The organism is Sphingomonas sp. UBA978, from assembly GCF_002292295.1.
GTDB lineage: Bacteria > Pseudomonadota > Alphaproteobacteria > Sphingomonadales > Sphingomonadaceae > Sphingomonas.
This window is the reverse complement of sequence record NZ_DBBS01000020.1, coordinates 96,362-112,640: the sequence shown is the minus strand read 5'-3', so window position 1 is coordinate 112,640 and position 16,279 is coordinate 96,362. Positions and strand designations below refer to the sequence as shown.

The window sequence follows — 16,279 nt, the reverse complement described above, 5'->3', positions numbered from 1 at the left end:
CCTACTGCGCGCGGGGTGCGTCGTGGGCGATCAGCTCGCGGCCGATCAGCATGCGCCGTACCTCGTTGGTGCCGGCGCCGATATCGAGCAGCTTGGCGTCGCGCCAATAGCGTTCGACCGGCCAATCCTTCGTATAGCCCGCGCCACCCAGCGCCTGGATCGCCTCGCCCGCGACCCTCACCGCATTCTCGGACGCGAGCAGGATGCAGCCCGCGGCGTCGAAACGGGTGGTCTGTCCGGCATCGCAGGCCCTCGCCACCGCATAGACATAGGCCCGCGATGCATTGAGCGCGACGTACATGTCGGCCACCTTCGCCTGCATCAGCTGGAAGTCGCCGATCGGGCGGCCGAACTGCCGGCGTTCCCGCACATAGGGCAGAACCACGTCGAGGCACGCCTGCATGATACCGAGCTGGATGCCCGACAGCACGACCCGCTCATAGTCGAGCCCCGACATCAGCACCCTCACGCCGCCGTTCAGCGGCCCCATGACCTGTTCGTCGGCAACGAAGCAATCGTCGAAGACCAGCTCCGCGGTCGGCGACCCGCGCATGCCGACCTTGTCGATCGTCTGCCCGATCGAGAAACCGGGCATGTCCTTTTCGATCAGGAAGGCGGTGATCCCCTTCGACCCGCCATCGGGGATCGTCTTGGCATAGACCACCAGCGTGTCGGCATACGCCGCGTTGGTGATCCAGAATTTGGTGCCGTTGAGGCGATAGCCGCCATCGACCCTGTCCGCGCGCAGCTTCATCGAGACGACGTCCGAGCCCGCGCCCGCTTCCGACATCGCGAGGCTGCCGACATGCTCGCCGGAGATCAGCCGGGGCAGGTATCTGGCCTTCTGTTCGGGCGATGCCCATCGCCGGATCTGGTTGACGCACAGGTTGGAATGCGCGCCATAGCTGAGCCCGACCGAGGCCGAGCAGCGGCTGACCTCCTCGACCGCGACCAGATGCTCGAGATAGCCGAGCCCGAGGCCGCCGTCCGCCTCCTCCACCGTGATGCCGTGCAGGCCGAGCGCGCCCATCTCCGGCCAGAGTTCGCGCGGGAAGCGGTCGTCGGCGTCAACGCGGGCGGCGATCGGCGCGATCCGATCCAGCGCGAACCGACGCGTGGATTCGCGGATGGTATCCGCCATCTCGCCCAGACCAAAATTCAGGTCCGCCATATCTCTCTCCGCTTATCGTTGACGCGATCGTAGATCAGCGTGCGACCGGTGCAAAATTGAAATAAGCGGATGAACGGCATAGAGATCGTCTATGATCGACCGCTATCATCTGCGCTATTTTCTGGCCGTGGTGGACAGCGGCAACTTCTCGCGCGCGGCGACCGCCTGCAACGTCTCCCAGCCCACCCTGTCGGTCGGCATCGCGAAGCTCGAGGCGTCGCTCGGCAAGACCCTGTTCAACCGCACGAACCGCCGCGTGGAACTGACCGAGGCCGGCAGCCGGCTGGTGTCGCACGCCAGGATGATCGAAACCGGGTTCGCGACGGCGGAGCGCGAGGTGGTGGGATCGGTATCGCTCAGCACGGTCCGTCTGGGCGTGCTGGCGACGACGCCGCGCCGCTGGATCGAGGCGTTTCTGGCGGTCCAGCGCGCCGCTTCCGGTAGCGACCGGATCGAGATCGTCGAGGGCAAGGAGCAGGATCTGCGCAGCCGGCTTGCCCGGGGTCGCATCGACGTGGCGCTGACCATCCTGCGCGACGGGGACGCCGCCGGCGGGGGGCACCACCTTCTGACCGAGGGATATTCGCTCGCTCTCGGCGCCTCCCACCCGCTCGCCGCCCGCGAGAGCGTGCGGATCGAGGAACTCGCCAACGATCCCATGATCGTGCGCCGCCACTGCGAACTGCTGCCCGAAACGAGCCGCTTCTTTACCGCGCAGGGGATCCGGCCCTTCTTCCCCGCCCGCACGACCAGCGACGACAAGGCGCTCGGCTATGTGCGCGCCGGTCTCGGCCTCACCGTGATGCCCGACAGCTTTCGGGACCCGGGCATCGCCCGGGTCCGGCTGGACGGCTTCGACTTCACCCGCGACATCGGCCTCGTCTATGCCGCGCATGTCAACCGTGACGTCCTGCCGCGCAGTCGGACGATCGCCGCACTGGCCAGGACGCTCGGGCCGGATCACGACGGGTAAGCGCGCCGCCGCCGCTACCGGCAGCGCCGAGCGCCGCCGGTCGCAGAAAGGTCAGGCCGCCCGCTGCGCGTCGCGGGCGATCGTGTACCGGTTTGCCGGTACGCCGAGACCGAGGTGATCCCGGAAGGTCGTCCCCTCGTAATCGTCGCGGAACAGGCCGCGCGCCTGCAGGATCGGCACCACCCGTTCGACGAACAGCGCGAGTTGTCCCGGCAGCGGTTCCATGACCACGAAACCGTCGGCCGCTTCGTGTTCGAACCAGGTCTGCAAGGCGTTCGCCACCGTCTCGGCGCTGCCGACGAACGCGCCGCGCGGGGTCGCGAGCCGCTGCACGACCTGCCGCAACGTCAGGTTCCCCGCACGCACGTCGGCCAGGATCCGCAAGGTGCCGCTTTGCTGGCTGTCGAGGCCGATATGCGCGACATCGGGAAACGGTGCGTCCAGATCATACTGCCGGAAATCGTGATCGTTAAACGTGCGCGACAGAAAGCCGAACCCGGTTTCCAGCGATTCCAGAGCGACCAGTTCCTGATAGCGCGCCTCGGCATCCGCATCCGTATCGCCGATAATCGGGGAGATGCCCGGCAGGATCTTGAGGTCCCCGGGGTCGCGCCCGAATCCGCGCGCCCTTTCCTTGACGTCGCGATAATAGGCCTGGCCATCGTCGAACGTCGGCGCATGGGTGAAGATCGCCTCGGCGCGGCTCGCGGCAAAGTTGCGGCCATCGTTCGACGCCCCCGCCTGAAAGATCACCGGCTGGCCCTGCGGCGTGCGCTTGATGTTGAGCGGCCCGCGCACCTGAAAGAATTCGCCCTGATGGTCGAGCCGGTGCAGGCGCGACGGATCGACGAAGACGCCGCTGTCCTTGTCGCCGACATGGGCGCCCTCCTCCCAGCTATCCCAAAGCCCCTGTACGACGTCGACATATTCGGCGGCGATCCGGTAGCGGAGATCGTGCGCCGGATGTTCGGCGCGGCTGAAATTGGCGGCCGTGTCGCCTAGCCAGGAGGTGACCACGTTCCAGCCTGCGCGACCGCCGCTGATATGGTCGAGCGAGGCGAACTGTCGCGCCACGTTGAACGGTTCGGAGTAGCTCACAGTCAGCGTCGCCACCAGGCCGATCCGGCTGGTGACGGCCGAAAGCGCGGACAGGATGGTGATCGGCTCGACGCGGTTCAGATAGTGGGGACTCGATTTCTCGGTGATCGACAGGCTGTCCGCGACGAAGAGGAAATCGAATTTTCCCCGCTCGGCCAGCTGGGCCTGTTCCTTGTAGAAGGCAAAGCTGGTGCTGGCGTTCACGTCGCGATCGGGATGGCGCCAGTCGTTCCACGTCCGGCCGACGCCGTGAAGGATGAAGCCGAGCGCGATTTTACGTTGGTCAGTCATGGGAGCATATCCGTTGTTCGAGGTGCCGTGACACGCGATCCCGACGCACGGGGCCGGCGTTCATTCCGCCGCCACCGCCAGCTGTTCCCGCGCCAGGGCATGGCGGTTCTCGGGAAAGGGCAGGCCGAGATGGCCGCGCAGCGTGTCGTGCGCATAGTCCCGCCGGAACAGGTTGCGGGCCTGCAGGATCGGGACGACCTGGTCGATGAACCGGGCGAAATCGGTGGGGCTGGTGACGCGGAGGTTAAACCCGTCGGACGCGCCGCCGAGGAACCAGCGTTCGATCTCGTCGGCGACGGTCGCGGCGGTGCCGACGAACGGATTGGCCCGCGCGGCAAAATGCCAGGCGGTCTGCCGCAGCGTCAGCCCTTCCTGCCGCGCGGTCCGGACGATGCGCTCGGCATGCCCCTTGTAGCTGTTGAGCGTCAGCCCGCTGACGTCGGGGAACGGTGCATCGAGATCATATTGCCGGAAGTCGTGATAGTTGAACGGACGCCCCAGCTGCACCAGCGCCTTGTCGAGATCGAGCTTGCCGTTCTGCGCCTCCTCGTCGCTGTCGGCGATGATCGGCACCAGGCCGGGCAGGATGACGATGTGATCGGGATCGCGGCCCAGTGCCGCCGCCCGGCCCTTGACGTCCGCATAGAATTCGCGCGCCTGCTCGAAGCTCTCGGCATTGCTGTAGATGCCTTCCGCGATCGCCGCACCGAAGGCGCGCCCCTCGGCAGATTCACCCGCCTGGAAGATGACCGGCTGACCCTGTCGCGAACGCTGGATGTTGAGCGGCCCCGCAACCGAGAAGAATTCGCCCTTATGGTCCAGCCGGTGCAGCTTCGCCTTGTCGAGGAACACCCCCGCCGCCTTGTCACGCGGGAAGGCATCGTCCTCGTAGCTGTCCCACAGTCCCTTGACGACCTCGAGGAACTCGCCGGCGCGGCGATAGCGCAGCGCGTGATCGAAATGCGTGTCGCGCCCGTAGTTCCGCGCCGCGCCTTCCAGCCCGGTGGTCACCACGTTCCAGCCCGCACGCCCCTTGCTGATGAGGTCGAGCGAGGCAAACTGCCGCGCGACGTTGAACGGCTCCCAATAGGATGCCGTCAGCGTGCCCGCCAGGCCGATGCGCGACGTGGCGACCGCCACCGCGGACAGCAGCGTCAGCGGCTCCAGACGGTTGAGGAAATGCGGCGCCGTATCGGGCGTGATGAACGGCGAATCGACGATGAAGACGAGATCGAACCTCGCCGCCTCCGCCTTGCGCGCATTGTCGATATACCAGTCGATATCGACGCTCGCGTCGCCGGGCAGACCGGGGTCGAGCCAGCCGTTCTGCGTCGTGCCGACGCCACTGAGGATGGCGCCCAGATGCATTTGCTTGCGGGCCTTGGTCATCGCTTGTCTCCTGTCCGCGCGGTGGCCGGACGATGGCAATGCCAGGCAGGATAGGGCGCGCGCATTCGCCGACAAACGAGTTCGGCTGACCGGATGATAAGCAACGGTCATAGGCCGCACCTATAAGACATCGTGATGTAGACCGTTGCCAATCTCGTTTGTCGCCCCTTTTCCTCACCGGTACTCCCCGTTCCGTCCAGCAAGGAGCGCGGCATGGCACTCGACGATCCCAAACATTTGACGGCGCTGGAACAGCGCTATGCAACGCAGCCGCGTCCGGCGGCGATCGTGTGGAACGACGTGATCGCGGGACTGCTCGCGCATCGCTCGGTGCGCGCCTATCTTCCCCGCGCGCTGGAGGAGCGGACGATCGAGACGCTGGTCGCCGCGGCGCAGTCCGCCCCCAGCTCGTCGAACCTCCATCTGTGGAGCGTCGTCGCGGTCACCGATCCGGCGACGAAGGCGGAGCTTGCGGTGCTCGCAAACCATCAGCGCCATGTCGAGGAGGCCCCGCTGTTGCTGCTGTGGGTGGCCGATCTGGCCCGCCCCCATGCCCTCGGCGTGCGCGAGGGCGCGACGACCGCGGGGCTGGACTATCTCGACAGCTTCGTCACCGCCGCGCTCGACGCCGCGCTGGCCGCGCAGAACGCGGTCGTCGCCGCCGAATCGCTCGGGCTGGGGACGGTCTATATCGGCGCGCTGCGCAACCGCCCCGACGACGTGGCGGCGGTGGTCGGCCTGCCGCCCCGCGCGGCGGTGGTGTTCGGGCTCGTCGTCGGCTGGCCGGATCCCGAACGCCCGGCGTCGATCAAGCCTCGCCCCGCGCAGGCCGCGATCCTGCATCGCAACCAGTATCGGGCCGATGCCGAGGCCAACGCGATTGCCGATTACGATACGGTCAGCCGCATGTTCCAGCAGCAGCAGGGGCTGCCCGTCACCGGATGGAAGGCGGCGGTACTCGCCCGCTTTGCCGACGGCGCGGCGCTGCATGGCCGCGACCGCCTGCGCACCGTGCTGGGCAGACTCGGCTTCCCGCTGCGCTGACCCGGTTCCGACCGCCCTGACACGCTGGAGAATGTCATGACCGATACCGTATCCGAAAGCCTGACTCCGCAGTTCGAGGCGCTGCACGCGGAACGTGTCCGCACATGGGAACCGGACAAGCTCGCGAAGAACGTCGATCAACGTCGGGCGCTGGTCGCGGCATTCGACCCGGCGACGGTGGTGACGGTCGGCGACACCGTCGCGCCCTTCGAACTGGCGACCTCGCAGGGGGGGACAGTGACGCTCGACGAACTGGTCGCGCGCGGGCCGGCGGTGCTGATCTTCTTCCGCTGGGCAGGATGCCCGGCGTGCAATCTCGCGCTGCCCTATTATAACCGCCAGCTCTGGCCCGCGCTCGCCGCCGCCGGCATCGCGCTGGTCGCGATCAGCCCACACCTCCCCGAACAGGGGCTGGACGGCATCCGGTCGCGCCACGGACTGGGCTTTCCGGTCGCCTCGGACCGGGACAATGCGCTCGGCCGCCGCTTCGGCATCACCTTCGCACGCGGCGACGTGCCCGCCGGCCAGCCGACGCCGGGGTGGATCGGGGAACTCACGGGCACCGGCACCGCAGAGTTTCCGCAACCGGCCGTGGTGATCGTCGATACCGACCGCATCGTGCGCTTCGTCGACGTCAGCCCGGACTGGCTCGTGCGCACCGAGGCGCCGCAGATCCTCGATGCGATCACGGCGCTGAAGGTGAAGGCTGCCGCCTGACGCCGACGCCGGCCGCCGGTCTGGTCCCTCGGACCGACGGTCGCGTCGCCTGTCGGGCCCATCGCATTGCAGGAGGCCGAACCAACCCATGCGCCTTTCCCGTCACTGGATCGCCTTATGCGCGGCCGGACTTGCCGTCACCGGATCGGCCCGGGCCGACGACGATCGCGGCCCCGTCAACCGCGCGCCCACCGCCGCGGACTGGGCGCGGATCGCCACGCTGCCCGACCTGTCCGGCGTCTGGTCGCCGGGGCCGATGGACCGGTTCGGGCCGGGCAGCACGACCGCGCCGCCGTGGAAGCCCGGGCAGGCCGCGCAGATCGCGGCGCTCGAAGCGCTGGAAAAGCAGGGCAGACCGCAGAACATCTATGTGAACTGCCTGCCGGAAGGGCTGCCCAGTTCGGTGACGCAAACGCTCAATTCGGTCGAGTTTCTGGTGACGCCGGGCCGCGTGACCGTACTGGGCGAGTTCGACGGCAACCGCCTGCGCCGGATCTGGACCGACGGACGCCCGCATCCGGCCGACCCCGATCCGACCTTCAGCGGCGATTCGATCGGCCATTGGGACAAGGATACGCTCGTCGTCGATACGATCGGCTTCCTTCCCCAGGTGTTCATTCCGATGAGCCAGGGCGTCGGCCTGCCGAACGACGGCGACATGCACGTCGAGGAACGGATCGCATTGGCCGGGCCGGACACGCTCCAGGTCGATATCGTCGTCCACGCGCCAAGGGTGCTGACCCGCCCCTGGCATGCCCGGCGGCTCTTCACCCGCCACCGCGAGCGCACGTTCGATTTCGTAGAATCCTCCTGCCGTCAGGGCGACTTCCTCGACGACCTCGATGCCCATGGCAACGCGATCTACCTCCCCGTCCCGAAAGACGACGGCGGCGCCCGACTGCCGCCCGATCAGGCCCGTTCCAAATGACGTCCGCCACGAAACCCTCCCCCATGCCTCCCCGGTTCCGGCGGCTCCTCGCCGTGGCGCTGGTGCTCGCCGTACCGGCGATGCCACTTGCCGCGCACCACAGTTTCGCGATGTTCGATCCGGGCAGGCCGATGACCTTCCAGGCGACCGTCAAGACGCTGCAATGGACCGCTCCGCATGCGATCCTGTGGGTGCAGGCGGGTCCGGTGGGGGGCTATGACGCCGGGCTGTGGTCGCTCGAGCTGCCGACCAGCCCGGGCAATCTCAGCAAGATGGGCTGGTCGCGGACCGTGCTGAAACCGGGCGACAAGGTCGTCGTCGACATCAATCCGATGCGCGACGGCCGCCGGGCCGGCCAGTTCAAGAAGGCCAGGATCGTCGCCACCGGCAAGGTGCTCGGCATCGGCACCATCCCCGGCACCCAGCCGCCGAAATGAGGATGCCCATGCGCCCCGCCTCCCGTCTGCTCCCGCTGCTCGCGCTGGCGATCGCCTGCCCTGCGATCGCGCAGCGGGCGTCCGACCGGGTCGATCCCGCGCCGACCGCCGCCGACTGGCAGGCGATCGCGCGGCTTCCCGACTGGAGCGGCACCTGGTCCCCCGACATCGTCGACCAGAACGCGCAGATCCGGACCAATCCGACGCCGTGGAAACCGGATATCCAGCGTCAGGTCGACCATTGGACCGCAGAAGAGGCCGCCGGGCGGCCGAAGGGCCTGCTGATCGACTGCCTGCCGCACGGCACGCCGACCTTCATCCTCATCACCCACAATGCCCTCGAAATCCTGTTCAGCCCGGGGCGGGTGACGATCCTCGGCGAATCCGACGGCAATCGGCTGCGGCGCATCCACACCGATGGCCGGGCGATGCCCGCCGATCCCGATCCGAGCTTTCACGGCTATTCGGTCGGCCATTGGGACGGCAGCACGCTCGTCGTGGACACCAAAGGCATCCTGCCGCAGGTCTATCTGGCGGTCAGCGAGGCGGTCGGCATTCCCAACAACGGCGACATGCGCGTCAAGGAGCGCATCCATCTGGTCGATCCCGATACGCTGGCCTTCGATCTGGAGATCGACGCCCCCCGGGTCCTAACCCGCCCGTGGAAGACCACCCGCCTCTACCACCGCAAACGCCAGCGCAGCCACGAGATCGTCGAGGGGGTCTGCCGTCAGGGCGATTTCCGCGATGCGACCGACGCCCGGGGCAATGCGATCTTCGCGCCGGCCTATCAGCAGGACGGCAATATCCTGCCCGCTCCGAACGAAAAATGAGGGAAACGGCTATGACGCGCCTCGTTCTCGCCGCCGCCGCGCTCACCATGCTGGGCGTGGCGACCAGCCCGCCGGCCGAGGCGCACCACAGCTTCGCGATGTTCGATCCGTCGAAGGCGCGGACGCTCAGGGGCACGGTGCGCGAGTTTCGCTGGGTGAACCCGCACGTCTCGCTGTTCGTGCTGGCCGACGGCGGCACCGGTGGCGCGCCGGAGCTCTGGGCGGTGGAACTGACCAGCCCCGGCAATCTCACGCGCCTTGGCTGGACCCGCAAATCGCTCAAGCCGGGCGACAAGGTGCTGGTCGAGATCAATCCCTTGCGTGACGGGCAACGCGGGGGTGGTTTCCGCAAGGCGACGCTGGTCGAAACCGGTCAGGTGCTGCAGGCGCGGCTGATCGATATCGAGAAAAAAGGGGAGCAATAGCGCACCCGATGAAAGCCGGAGCCGGCACCCAAAGTCGCCCGTTCGCCCGGCCAGCGTTTGAACGCGACCGTCACCCATAGCCTACGCGGATCGTTGCAATTGGTAGACCGGCATGCCGTTGCCGGCGGTCGTACAGCCAAACTGGCCATCGACACAGGTCTGGGTGGGCAGGCAGGCGATATCGCAAGCATCGATATTTTCGGAATAATTGCCAATATCCATCTGGTTGCCCCCGGACTTTTGTATCTACGGAGCCACTAATGATGGATATCCCCAAACATATCCCCCGGCAGCGCGGTCTATCGTCATAGCGTAAATCCGATCAGTCGTCCGAATGTCACGATCGCCACCCACAAGGTCAGCGATGCGCCGCCCGACAATTTGGGAGCGAGCGCGCCCTCCTTCGCCAGATGGCGGTGCGCGAAGAGGTGGAACGCGATCATGTTCGCTCCGGCGAGCGCCAGAAGGATCAGCTTGCCGAGGAAATAGGCGTTGGCGCTGTAGCCGATCGGATTGGCCGCAAAGAGGAGGATGCCGGTCACCACCCCGAGTGCGAAGGCGGACCAGGTGATCGGCAGGATCGACGCGATCAGTTCCGACGCGTCCCGCCGCCGCGCGGCCAGCCCCAGCAGCCGCAGGTCGACGATGGCGATCGATCCGACGACGAGCGTGATCGCGATCACGTGCAGCGATTCGATCGCGGGAAAGGCGGTTTCGGAATCGGTCAGCGCGATCGACAGCGGCGTCTGCGACAGCCAGTCCGCGAAATCCTCAAGGTTCATGATGGTCGTCCCGGTGAAAGGTGAGAGGGATCAGGCCGGGGCGCCGGGCCAGGCTTCGACATAGGCGATCCAGCGCCCCGCCACGATCACGCCGAGCCACAGCAGCAGCGCCACGAGCGCGATGGCCTTGCGCGTGACGCGCACCCGGGGAACGCCGAAATCCGTCGCGGACAGGGCGGACCGGTGCGACCAGGTCAGCAGTCCGGCCGCAAGGATGAGCGCCATCTTGACCCAGAAGATGGTGCGGAAGACGGCGCGCGTCGGCTCACCCGCGATCAACAGCGCACCGGTGATCGCCAGCACCAGTATCGCGATCCCGGTCGGCAGCAGGAAGCGATCGAGCACCGCTGCGATCGGCTGGCTGCGCTCGACGATGCCCACGACGCGCAGGTTGATGAGCAGCACGCCCGAAAGCACCACCGCCACGCTGAGGATGTGGACGACCTGCAGCGCCGGCACGATCCAGAAGTGACCGGCCACCGTTGCGGCGAGCCATGTGCCGCCCAGCCAATGCGTAAAGTCGACCAGCGATGCCGTCATCATCGTACCGCCCCCAATCGGTAATATTCCACCGACCGATACAGGCTCGATCGCCTCCTGTGTCTTTGGAACATGTCATAGGTCGAAGAAGTCCTGCTGATCTGATCGCCACGCCGCCAGATCCGGCGCCAGATCCGGCCGCCCCGATCGATGAGTAATACTGGACCGGATATCAGCAATGCTCGTTGGCCAATGATCCGATCGCGCGGCACTGCCGTGACGACATCTTCCAGGGTCCATTGCCATGCTCGCAGCGACGAACCTGCGCTTCCGGGACGCCACTTCCCGGCCGGCCGCGAAGGCCGCGCCGGCCTGTCGCGCCCGGCGCCGCCGGGGTGATCGTGGAGCGCCGGTCCGGACCATACCGTCCTAGCGCACATGGCGAATCTTCTTCCGCGCAGCAGGTCGGCACGCTGGCTGGCGGCCGCCACCCTGCTCCTCCTCGCCGTATTGCTCGTCCGCCACGTCCTGCCGCCGACGGCGCGCGCAGCGATGGTGCGGGCCGATCCGGACACGGTGCTGGCGGACCCCGCGCTGGCAGCCGTCGCGCTGCCGCTCGGCCGCAGCGTCTTCGCCCGCCATTGCGCGCGCTGCCACGGCATTGCCGGAGAGGCCGATGCGGCGCGGGGCATCCCCTCCCTGCGCGACGGCGAACACCTCTACGGCGAGGGGCGCGTCGCGGAGATCGAATCGATCGTCCGCCACGGCATTCGCTCGGGCGACCGGAAGGGCTGGAACCTCGCCGCCATGCCCGCTTATGCCAGCGCCCGCCCCTATGCCGCTGAACCGATCCCTCCGCTTACCCCGCAGGGAACGAAGGACGTCACGCAATTCCTGCTCGGCCTGGCCCGCCGCAGCACCGACGATGCCGCCGCGGCGCGCGGCAGGCGCATCTACGGCGGATCGGGAGGCTGCTGGGATTGTCACGGCGTCGACGCCCGGGGCGATCCCGCGGTCGGTGCGCCCGATCTCGCCGATCCGGTCTGGCTGTATGGCGGGACCGCACCCGCGATCCGCCGCTCGATCGCCTATGGACGGGGCGGCACCTCGCCCGCATTCGCCAAGGCGCTCGACGCCGCCGCCATCCGGGCCGTCTCGGCCTATGTCGCATCGCTGTCCGCGCCGCCGCCGGAGACACCATGACCGCCGACCCGATACCCGACGATGCCGTCGCCAGCGGCGCGTGGAACCTAGCGGGCGCCGACGCGCGCCGGTCGCTGGCGCTGTGCGCCATCGGGGCGGTATTGGGGCTGGCCGTCGCCGGCTACGGCCTGTTCACCGCGCAGGGCACACGCACCGCCGGCCTTCCCGCCGAAGACGCCGCGATCGTCAACCAGGTGCCGATCCTGCGTACCGACGTCATCCAGCAGCTGCGCGCGCTGCACGACACCGACCTTGCGCATGCGACGCCGGCGCAACGCCGGCAGGTGATCGACGACATGATCCGCGAGGAACTGTACGTGCAGCGCGGCATCGAACTCGGCCTCGCCAACGACGATATCGACGTGCGCGCGGCGCTGGTGGCCGCCACCGAGGGACAGACCGCGATCGAGGCGACCACCGCCGGCGCGACCGATGGCGAGTTGCGCGCCTATTTCGCCGCGCATCGGGACGCTTATGCCGGCGAGGGGACGATCGAACTGGCCGACTGGCTGGTCCCGGTCGGCCAGGACGCGCGGGCGCCGGCGATCGTTGCGGCATTGCGTGCCGGCGCGGCGCCGCAACGCCAGTCGCTGACCCGTTCGGGTGTGATGAACGACGGCGAGGAATATTATTTCGCCGCCCGGCTGCACCTCGGCCCCGCGCTGTTCGCGCAGGCCGTCCGACTGGCCGATGGCGCCATCTCGCCGCCGGTCGCCAGCGGCGGCCGGACCCATATCCTGATCGTACGCCACAATCGGCCCCCCGCCCCGGTCCGGTTCGGCGACGTCCGCGATCGCGTGCTTAGCGACGTCGTGCGGGACAAGGTCGCCGGGCTCGAGCGGAACAACGGCCGCTTTCTGCGCCAGCGTGCGGATATCCGCATCGCGCCGGACCTCGAATGACGCGCCTCGCGATCGTGCTGGCGATGCTGACGGCGCTCATCGCCGGCGCCGGCGCGGACGCCCACACGCGCAGCGAATCGCATGGCGCCTGGCGCATCGACGGCCGCAGCGTCCATCTCAGCTTCGCGATGAGCGACGGCGAGGCGCAGCGCATCGTCCCGAGCGCATCCCGCCCGAGCGACGCCGCGCTCATCCGCTATCTGGCCGCCAACGAGAAAGCGACCGCGGGCGATCGTCCCTGCCGGACGGCCGCGCCGCCCCGCGCGACGGTCGCCGCGGCCGGTTACCGCCGCATCGCGTTCAGCTTCCACTGCCCGTCTGCCGAAGGCATCGTCCTCCATAGCGACGCCTTTTTCGATCTGGTGCCGACGCATGTGACCATCGCCCAGATCCGGACCGGCGCCGAGGGCTTCGCCGAACAGCTGTTCGACCGCGACCACCGCAGCATCGCGATCGACAGCGGCGGCGCGCTGGAGGGCGCAGGGTTCCTCGCCTTCGTGCGGATGGGGATCGCGCATATCTTCACCGGCATCGACCATATGTCGTTCCTGGTGGGGCTGGTGCTGATCTCGCGCCGGCTGCGCGATCTCGCCTTCGTCGTCACCGGTTTCACGCTCGGCCACAGCCTGACGCTGGCCTTGGCGGTGACCGGCATCGTCCGCCCGCATGCGGAGTTCATCGATGCGCTGGTGGCGCTGACGATCGCGCTGATCGGGATCGAGAATATCGCCGTCGCGACCCGCCGGCCGGGGCTGCTGGCGCTCTGGACCGGCGGCGTGCTGGCGGCGATGTTCGCGCTGCGGCTGGCGGGCGTCGGACTGTTGCCGCCGCTACTGCTGCTGGGCGCAGGGCTGTTTTCGGCCAATTACCTGATGATCTCAGGCCATGTGCGCGACGCCGGACGCCTGCGGCTGATGGTGACGTTGGTGTTCGGGCTGATCCACGGCTTCGGCTTTGCCGCCGACCTGCTTAGCGATCCGATTCCGCCGGCGCGCCTCGCCGAACTGCTGGTCGGTTTCAATGTGGGCGTGGAGATCGGCCAGTTGAGCCTCGTCCTTGCACTGTCGGGCGCGATATGGGGGTTGCAGCGCCACAGCCTCACCCTGCCGCGACCGATCGTGGTCGATGTCTGCGCGTCCCTGCTCGTCGGACTGGGGATGTTCTGGTTCGTCGGGCGGAGCTTCGCCATCTAGAGAGGTGGCCGCCTGCCGGACGGCGCCCGCCCCTCGCCGGAATCAGAAGTTCTTGTCGATGAAGACGTTCACCATCCGCGGCTCGTTGTACGCCCGGTAATAGGTCGGATAGACGCCGGCATTGGCCGGCACATAGGTCGCCGTCTGCGCGCGTCGCAGGTCGAAGACGTTGTTGACCCGCACGCCGACGGTCAGTTGCCGGTCTTCGGTGGTATAGCCGATCGATCCGTTGGCGAAGGTCTGCGCCCGGGTCGCGGTCTGCTCGGTATTGAAGATGTCGCCATAGCGCTTCGATTCATATTGCACGTCGACGCCGATCCGCCATGCGCCGGGTCCGGCGAGCGGCAAGCGATAGCTGGCGGACCCGCCGACCTGCCATCGCGGCGAGAGCGGAAAGTCCAGCCCCAGCAGCGTCGTCCGGCCGGGGACGTTCGCCGGCAGCGTCGCCGTGAAGCTCTCGTAGCGCGTGCGCAGATACGCCGCGCTGGCCGATACCTGCAACCCGCGAACGGGCGCGGCACCGACCTCCAGTTCGGCGCCTTGGGAGGTGGCGCTACCGGCGTTCAGGAGTTGGTTGGTGACTGGTCCCAATGCCGCAGCGCTCGATGCGCGCACCTGCAGATCGGTGATGTCGTTGTAGAAGATCGCGACATTCGCGGTCAGGCGACCGGCGAACAAACGGGTCTTGAGGCCGGCTTCGTAGGTCGTCAGGATCTGCGGCAGATACGGCGTCTGGCTGCCGATCGCCGTGTTCGTGCGCAGGTCGTAGCCGCCGCTCTTGAAGCCCCGGGCATAGGACACATACTGGAAGACGTCGGGCGTCCACTGATAGTTCAGCCCCAGCTTTGGCGTGAAGCTGGAAAAGCTGCGCGGGCGGGCGGTCACGTCGAAGGAGGTGAAGGTGCTGCCGGCGGACACGCCCCGGGGATAGAGCCGGAAGAAGGCGTCGGGATCATAGCCCCAGTCCTCCGGCTGATGCAGTCCCCAGCGCGTCCCCTGCTCGCCGATGTTGCGGAAGCGGCGGCGATCGGTCGTCCAGCGCGCGCCCAGCGTCACGGTCAGCTTATCGGTCGCCGCGTAATTGCCCTGCGCGAACCCCGAATAGCTGGTCGTGCGCAGCCAGTTGTCGGTATGCGTGACGGTGCCGACATTGTCGACGGTGCCGCTCGCGGACTGGCTGAGCCGATGATTGTGGAAATATTCGGAGAAGTAATATAGCCCGGCGACGAAGTTGAACCGGTCATATTCGCCGTTGAGGTTGAATTCCTGCGTTTTTTGATACTGGCGGAACCCGGCGTAGCTCGGCGACTTGATCGCCGCGACGCCGGAGTTGCCGTAATAGATCGGTCCGTCGATGCCGCGATAGGCAGTGACCGATTTCAGCACCAGATGCCGGTCGATCTCGTAGCGGACGGTCAGCGAGCCGCCATAGGCGTTGGTGAAATTATAGGGCCGCACCGGTTCCCAGGTCAGGTCCGGATCGGTCCGCCGCCCCGTACCGGTCTGGCCGTCGGGCTGGTTGACGGGGGTGTAATAGCTCTGGCTGGAGCGATCGAACATCGCATCGGCGGCGAGCGTCACCGACAGGCGCCCGTCGAGGCGCGACTTGAGCTTGGTGCGCAGCACCGTCAGGTCGAGGTCGTTGACGTCGATGTCGAGCGGGACGTCATGCTGCCATCCATCGCGCGTATGCCGGATGATCGAGAAGGAGCCGTTGAGCCGGTCGTCCGACAGGATGGCGCCGCCGATCCGCGCCTTGAGATCGCGATTGTCGTAGCTGCCATAGGTCGCGCTGACATAGAGCTGGCGCTCGGCGGTCGGCTCCCGGGTGATGAAGCGGATCGCGCCCGCGCTGGAATTGCGCCCGTAGAGCGTCCCCTGCGGTCCGCGCAGCACCTCGACCCGTTCGAGATCGGGCGTGTCGTAGAGCGACCCGACGGTACGCGCGAGATAGACGTCGTCGACATAGACCGCGACCGACGGCTCCGGATAGGTGTCCGTCTCGCCGATGCCGCGGATCGAATAGGTCTGGGTCGTATAGGCGGTCGACCGTTTGGGAGCGAGCAGGCCCGGCACGCGCCCCGACAGGTCGCGGAAGGTGACGATCTTTTGCTGGTCGATCGCATCGCTGCCGATCGCGGTGACGGCGATCGGCGTCCGCTGGATGCTCTCGGTCCGGCGCGAGGCGGTGACGACGATATCGCCCAGCCCCTCCCCCGCCGGATCGGCGTCCTCCCCGGTTGCCCGCGTCCTGGCGTCCTGCCCCGCGCCGCGTCCGGTCGCCGATGCCGGCACCGCCACCGTGGCCAGCAGGGCCGTGGCGGCGCCGGCATGAAGCATGACGCGGGCGACATGGCGCCCGCCCGACGTCGCAGATGCGCTGGTCATGGACGATTTCCCCCTGTTTCGCAGA

16 protein-coding genes are annotated in these 16,279 nt (G+C 67.7%); 10 read left to right on the top strand and 6 right to left on the bottom strand.

The features are described 5' to 3' along the window. Position 1: 1 nt before the first annotated feature. On the bottom strand, positions 2 to 1,171 hold the full coding sequence (locus B2515_RS13100) for an isovaleryl-CoA dehydrogenase (RefSeq protein WP_293876983.1): 1,170 nt from the start codon (positions 1,169 to 1,171) through the stop codon (positions 2 to 4). A 91-nt stretch (positions 1,172 to 1,262) separates the two neighbouring features. Here B2515_RS13100 and B2515_RS13095 point away from each other — a divergent pair, with 91 nt between their 5' ends. Next, positions 1,263 to 2,144: a LysR family transcriptional regulator gene (locus B2515_RS13095; RefSeq protein WP_293876981.1), complete on the top strand. Its 882-nt coding sequence runs from the start codon at positions 1,263 to 1,265 to the stop codon at positions 2,142 to 2,144. Between the two features lie 51 nt (positions 2,145 to 2,195). Here the strand turns inward: B2515_RS13095 and B2515_RS13090 are convergent, their stop codons facing one another. Further along, positions 2,196 to 3,533, bottom strand: a complete 1,338-nt coding sequence (locus B2515_RS13090) for an LLM class flavin-dependent oxidoreductase (RefSeq protein WP_293876979.1) — start codon at positions 3,531 to 3,533, stop codon at positions 2,196 to 2,198. A 60-nt stretch (positions 3,534 to 3,593) separates the two neighbouring features. After that, positions 3,594 to 4,922 (bottom strand): LLM class flavin-dependent oxidoreductase, encoded by a 1,329-nt coding sequence (locus B2515_RS13085; RefSeq protein ID WP_293876977.1) that lies wholly within the window; start codon positions 4,920 to 4,922, stop codon positions 3,594 to 3,596. Positions 4,923 to 5,135: 213 nt separating this feature from the next. Between B2515_RS13085 and B2515_RS13080 the strand changes: the two genes are divergently transcribed. From B2515_RS13080 to B2515_RS13055, 6 genes are all read left to right on the top strand, one after another. Next, on the top strand, positions 5,136 to 5,966 hold the full coding sequence (locus tag B2515_RS13080) for a nitroreductase family protein (protein ID WP_293876975.1): 831 nt from the start codon (positions 5,136 to 5,138) through the stop codon (positions 5,964 to 5,966). Between the two features lie 36 nt (positions 5,967 to 6,002). Then, the gene (locus B2515_RS13075) at positions 6,003 to 6,683 is read left to right on the top strand and encodes a peroxiredoxin-like family protein (protein WP_293876973.1); all 681 of its coding nucleotides are present in this window, start codon (positions 6,003 to 6,005) and stop codon (positions 6,681 to 6,683) included. A gap of 88 nt (positions 6,684 to 6,771) precedes the next feature. Further along, on the top strand, positions 6,772 to 7,611 hold the full coding sequence (locus tag B2515_RS13070; RefSeq protein WP_293876971.1) for a hypothetical protein: 840 nt from the start codon (positions 6,772 to 6,774) through the stop codon (positions 7,609 to 7,611). Positions 7,612 to 7,634: 23 nt separating this feature from the next. Continuing rightward, positions 7,635 to 8,048, top strand: coding sequence for a DUF6152 family protein (locus tag B2515_RS13065; RefSeq protein ID WP_293876969.1), 414 nt, complete (start codon positions 7,635 to 7,637; stop codon positions 8,046 to 8,048). Between the two features lie 8 nt (positions 8,049 to 8,056). After that, positions 8,057 to 8,881, top strand: a complete 825-nt coding sequence (locus B2515_RS13060; protein WP_293876967.1) for a hypothetical protein — start codon at positions 8,057 to 8,059, stop codon at positions 8,879 to 8,881. Between the two features lie 11 nt (positions 8,882 to 8,892). Beyond that, on the top strand, positions 8,893 to 9,306 hold the full coding sequence (locus B2515_RS13055) for a DUF6152 family protein (RefSeq protein WP_293876965.1): 414 nt from the start codon (positions 8,893 to 8,895) through the stop codon (positions 9,304 to 9,306). A 305-nt stretch (positions 9,307 to 9,611) separates the two neighbouring features. Here the strand turns inward: B2515_RS13055 and B2515_RS13050 are convergent, their stop codons facing one another. Further along, entirely contained in the window at positions 9,612 to 10,088 is a 477-nt protein-coding gene (locus tag B2515_RS13050) for a DUF6644 family protein (RefSeq protein WP_293876963.1), read from the bottom strand. Positions 10,089 to 10,118: 30 nt separating this feature from the next. Beyond that, positions 10,119 to 10,631 (bottom strand): DUF6644 family protein, encoded by a 513-nt coding sequence (locus B2515_RS13045; RefSeq protein ID WP_293876961.1) that lies wholly within the window; start codon positions 10,629 to 10,631, stop codon positions 10,119 to 10,121. 375 nt (positions 10,632 to 11,006) lie between these two features. Here B2515_RS13045 and B2515_RS13040 point away from each other — a divergent pair, with 375 nt between their 5' ends. Genes B2515_RS13040 through B2515_RS13030 form a run of 3 tightly spaced genes read left to right on the top strand, consistent with a single transcriptional unit; the run spans position 11,007 to position 13,866 of the window. Beyond that, on the top strand, positions 11,007 to 11,771 hold the full coding sequence (locus B2515_RS13040; protein WP_293876959.1) for a c-type cytochrome: 765 nt from the start codon (positions 11,007 to 11,009) through the stop codon (positions 11,769 to 11,771). Next, positions 11,768 to 12,673 carry a peptidylprolyl isomerase gene (locus tag B2515_RS13035; protein ID WP_293876957.1) on the top strand — a complete coding sequence of 302 codons (906 nt, stop codon included), beginning with the start codon at positions 11,768 to 11,770 and terminating at the stop codon, positions 12,671 to 12,673. The genes B2515_RS13040 and B2515_RS13035 overlap by 4 nt, the downstream gene beginning before the upstream one ends. After that, positions 12,670 to 13,866 carry a HupE/UreJ family protein gene (locus tag B2515_RS13030; RefSeq protein ID WP_293876955.1) on the top strand — a complete coding sequence of 399 codons (1,197 nt, stop codon included), beginning with the start codon at positions 12,670 to 12,672 and terminating at the stop codon, positions 13,864 to 13,866. The genes B2515_RS13035 and B2515_RS13030 overlap by 4 nt, the downstream gene beginning before the upstream one ends. Positions 13,867 to 13,908: 42 nt before the next feature. Here B2515_RS13030 and B2515_RS13025 read toward each other — a convergent pair whose 3' ends face one another. After that, positions 13,909 to 16,254, bottom strand: coding sequence for a TonB-dependent receptor (locus B2515_RS13025; protein WP_293876953.1), 2,346 nt, complete (start codon positions 16,252 to 16,254; stop codon positions 13,909 to 13,911). Positions 16,255 to 16,279: the final 25 nt, after the last annotated feature.